This window comes from Massilia sp. SYSU DXS3249, assembly GCF_053668055.1.
In genome coordinates this window covers 1-1528 of the sequence record NZ_JBSIPX010000040.1, presented here as the reverse complement: position 1 = coordinate 1528, position 1528 = coordinate 1, and the positions used below count along the sequence as shown (strand labels likewise).

Annotated in this window: 1 protein-coding gene; it reads right to left on the bottom strand. The window is 55.3% G+C overall.

All coding sequences use genetic code 11. The features are described 5' to 3' along the window. Window positions 1–90 precede the first annotated feature (90 nt). Window positions 91–1446: a transposase gene (locus ACWCIA_RS22850; RefSeq protein WP_454166781.1), complete on the bottom strand. Its 1356-nt coding sequence runs from the start codon at window positions 1444–1446 to the stop codon at window positions 91–93. Window positions 1447–1528: the final 82 nt, after the last annotated feature.

Here is a 1528-nt window from a genome sequence, read left to right as displayed (position 1 = left end):
CCTATTGCGTTGAAAAACTCCTAGGCAAGAAGGTTCCTGATGAAGTAACTCTACAGGAAAAATGCGTTACGTAGCCAATGCAGGGTTCGCTCAACTGGTTACTAGCTGCATGTTTTGTTTCGGTTGAAGCAGTGTTTTGGCCATTCGCCGAAGATTTTGGGCCGTTGCCGCGAGTAGAAACTCATCATGCGCACCGCTCGGGCCACGCAAGCGCAATTGGCTGAGTTTAAGGATACGTTTGAGGTGAGCAAACAGCATTTCCACCTTCTTTCGTTCCCGGCGCGACTGGCGATATGCCTCGGTCTTGCCGATAGCACGGGCGACATCGCGTGCAGGTTCCTGCGGGCTGCGGTCGATCTTTCGGGCGACCATATTGGGACAGCACTTCGGTTTTAACTGGCAGACCTTGCAGTCACTGAGACTGGCCCGATAGCGCAATGGTGTTTTCGCTTGACCACGCTGAGGCGGCTTAAGATGCTTGCCGGCCGGGCAAACATAGCGGTTGTTTTCGGCATCGAAGAAGAAATCAGTCCGGCTGAAAGTGCCGTCGTGATGCTCGGATTTATCCCATACCGGAACGTGCGGAACGATTCTTTTTTCATCGACCAGCCAACCCAGCATTGCAGCAACGCCGTAGTTCGTATCGCCGACGAGGCGCTGTGGCTTGATGGCGAACTTTTCCTCGACGCGATCGATCATGAGTTTGGTCGCTTCGACTTCAGCCATTTTGTTCACGGCCGATGCCTCGACGTCGACGATCAATCCCGCTTTCAAATCGATCAGGTAATTCGTCGAGTAAGCAAAAATAGCCGGCCCGGCAGCAGCAGTCCAGGTCGATGCCGGGTCCGTCAAGGAAATCCTTTTCGGGGCTGGCGGTACTGGATTAGCCTGTTCCAACGTGGCCAAATATTCGCGCACTGGTCGGCTTGCCTGCTCCGGGTCCCCCCAGTCGATACCGGCATTACCCGGGCAAGAACGTTGCCGCTGGGCGTCGGCTTTGATCATGCTGGCGTCCGTCGCAAAACCCTCGCCTTGCACCAAACCTTCGGCCATGCAGCGTCGGAGCACCGAATCGAACAGCTTTCGAAAGGCGTCGTGGTCACGAAAGCGACCGTGCCGATTCTTCGAAAAACTCGAGTGGTCCGGCACTTTATCTTTCAGGCCAAGCCGGCAGAACCAGCGGTACGCCAGGTTCATGCTCACTTCTTCGCACAGCCTGCGCTCCGACCGTATTCCGTAGCAGTAGCCAATGATCAGCATGCGAGCCATCAGCTCGGGATCGATCGATGGCCGGCCGGTATGGCTGTATGAATCGACGAGATTTGCGCGAAATTCGCTGAGGTCGAGGTAACGGTCAACCGCCCTCAACAGGTGGTCGTCGGGAACATATTCGTCTAGACTGATCGATACAAACAGTTCCCGCTTCGTTGCCTGGCGTCCCATCATTGCAACCTCCATGTCCGTCACCTGTTAGACAGTGGCAGGTCCTGGAGATCGCGAACTCAAGCGGACTTTTTCAACGCAATAG

What these genes read in the sequence shown, in the direction of transcription:
- ACWCIA_RS22850 (WP_454166781.1), bottom strand. Translation starts at nt 1,446, where the DNA reads ATGATGGGACGCCAGGCAACGAAGCGGGAACTGTTTGTATCGATCAGT.